At 58.1% G+C, this 2,335-nt stretch carries 3 protein-coding genes; 2 read left to right on the forward strand and 1 reads right to left on the reverse strand.

Annotation, left to right across the window (positions count from 1 at the left end):
- Window positions 1–12 precede the first annotated feature (12 nt).
- On the reverse strand, window positions 13–1,032 hold the full coding sequence (locus tag ACR0IO_RS22795) for a Hint domain-containing protein (protein ID WP_480745099.1): 1,020 nt from the start codon (window positions 1,030–1,032) through the stop codon (window positions 13–15).
- A gap of 171 nt (window positions 1,033–1,203) precedes the next feature.
- On the opposite strand from ACR0IO_RS22795, the gene ACR0IO_RS22800 reads away from it, so the two are divergent.
- A complete protein-coding gene (locus ACR0IO_RS22800) occupies window positions 1,204–1,983 on the forward strand; it encodes an SDR family oxidoreductase (protein ID WP_480745101.1) in 780 nt (259 codons plus the stop codon).
- 87 nt (window positions 1,984–2,070) lie between these two features.
- Window positions 2,071–2,335, forward strand: a 265-nt coding sequence (locus tag ACR0IO_RS22805) for an ATP-binding cassette domain-containing protein (RefSeq protein ID WP_480745103.1), incomplete at its 3' end; no start/stop codon positions are given.

Consider the following 2,335-nt stretch of genomic DNA (forward strand, 5'->3'; position numbering starts at 1 on the left):
GAAGAGAATATGCTATGGGTTAGGGCGTTTTTTGCCACCCAGTGAGGCCTCGTAAAGCGCTTTGGCGGGATCACCCTCTGCGCGGGCAAGCGCCAGCGCGTCAAGCTCAAGCGCGGTGCGTAATTCGGGGCTCAGATCGGGCGCGGCGGTTGCAAGGATCGCTTCGGGCAAGGCGGGGCGGGTTTGTCCTGTAACCATCAGGCTTTCGACCGCGATCCCCTCGGCATAAAGGATTTCGTGACGATCAAGCAGGATTTGGAACCCATCAAAGAAGCCGCCCTCAAGCCGTGTGATGGTGCTGCCATTGATCAAATGGGCGGCCTTGACCATGACCTCAGCGCGGCCTGTGCCAAGCATATCTTGGCGTTGCCATACAAAGAGGCGATGGTTCGGCATCAAAACCAAATCTCGCGCCGTGTTTAACGCGCCTTGGCGGATCAGCACGGGCGCTGTGCTGCCTGTGCCGCGCAACACAGTGCGCCCAATCCACCGAATAGGCTGCGCCCCATTTTCGCGGGTCAGCAGCAGGTCGCCCTCTTGCAGCGCTTCAACGGCAATTTGTGCGCCAGAGGCAAGGGTAAGGTGCGTGCCTGCCAAAAAGGACAGGCAGGCAATATCAGCAAAGCGCAGCGATGCTGTTTCGGCCTCAGAGCCCACCAATTCATAATCTTCACCCGGCTCAAGATTGCACAGCGACAGGATGTAATGGGCGGGTTGGCCTGCAGGCCAGATTGTCAGGGTCAGGATTTCGGCCAAAGTCCCGTCTGGGGTCATCAATTGGTGACAGGCTGCAATCGTCAGCTTGTCGCCTGCACGGCCCAATTGACTGCCTTCGGCCACCAACTGCGTGCCATCGGCATCATCCCGCATGGCAAGGGTGAGGGCGCTGGCATCTTTGCGCATGCGGTAGATATCGCCTGCCTCCACCTCGTCAAAGGTGCCAAGCGCATCGCCTTCATTGGCGCCGCGAACCACGCAGAACTGCGTGGCAGGATAAACATCGAATTTTAATTGCGCGGGTAAGCTGGCCATTTCACCCTCCTTTTTTCTCAATAGAAACCGGGCAGGGCGCGGTCAAGCGGCGCTTTTGGTGAAAGGTAAATCTCACGCAAGACTGGATTTGGCAGCAACAGGCACCTAACTTGCCCCCAGAGGCGCGCTTGCGCGCAAGGAAAGATAGTAAAGAATGCGAGGGAGCAGATTATGGATTTGGGCATTAAGGGAAAGCGCGCATTGGTTTGTGCATCGTCCAAAGGCTTGGGGCGCGGCTGCGCCGAAGCCTTGGCTGAGGCAGGGGTTGATCTGGTGCTCAATGCCCGCGGTGCAGAGGCGCTTGAGGCGACTGCCGCGCATATTCGCGACACCTATGGCGTTTCAGTCACCGCGATTGCCGCCGATATCACCGATGAGGCGGCGCGCGCCGATGTGATCGCGGGGGCGGGTGCAATTGATATTCTTGTGACCAATGCGGGCGGCCCCCCACCAGGTTTGTGGTCGGATTGGACGCGCGATGATTTCATCAAGGCGCTGGATGCCAATATGCTGACACCGATTGCGCTGATGAAACATTACATGCCGCAAATGATCGAAAAATCATGGGGTCGTGTGGTCAATATCACCTCGCAATCGGTCAAGGCACCGATCCCACAATTGGGCTTGTCCAATTCTGCACGCGCAGCCTTGACGGGCTATGTTGCGGGCACAGCCCGACAGGTTGCTGCCAAAGGGGTGATCATCAACAATCTCTTGCCCGGTATCCACGCCACGGATCGCGCCGATGCGCTTGATAAGGGCGTAGCGGAGCGCGAGGGAATTAGTGTTGAGGAGGCACGCACCCGCCGCTTTGGCACCCTACCCGTTGGGCGCTACGGCACGGCGCAGGAATTTGGCGCTACTTGTGCGTTTTTATGCTCGCAACATGTGGGCTTCATGGTGGGGCAAAATGTGCTCTTGGATGGTGGTCAGAACGCCATCACTATTTGAGAAGCCGCAGCAAAGCGGCGCTTGAAAGGGGGGCTTGTGCCTGATAGCTGACCAAGTTGAGTGTTTTTATCAGGATGCAATCGCCCTATGAAACAAGTCCCGCGCCAAAATTCCCCGCGGCTTGAGGTAAGCAACCTCTCTTGCGTCTTTGATGGGACGGAAGTGGTGCGGGGCATATCCTTGTCGGTGGCGGCTGGGCAGGTGATGTGTTTGCTTGGCCCTTCGGGATGCGGAAAATCCACCACATTGCGTGTCATCGCGGGGGTTGAGCGTCAAACGGGTGGGACGGTTGCGCTTGATGGTGTCACTGTCTCCGATGCAGGGCTGCATCTGCCCCCCGAGGCGCGTTCGG

The organism is Ruegeria sp. CE12 (assembly GCF_056537525.1).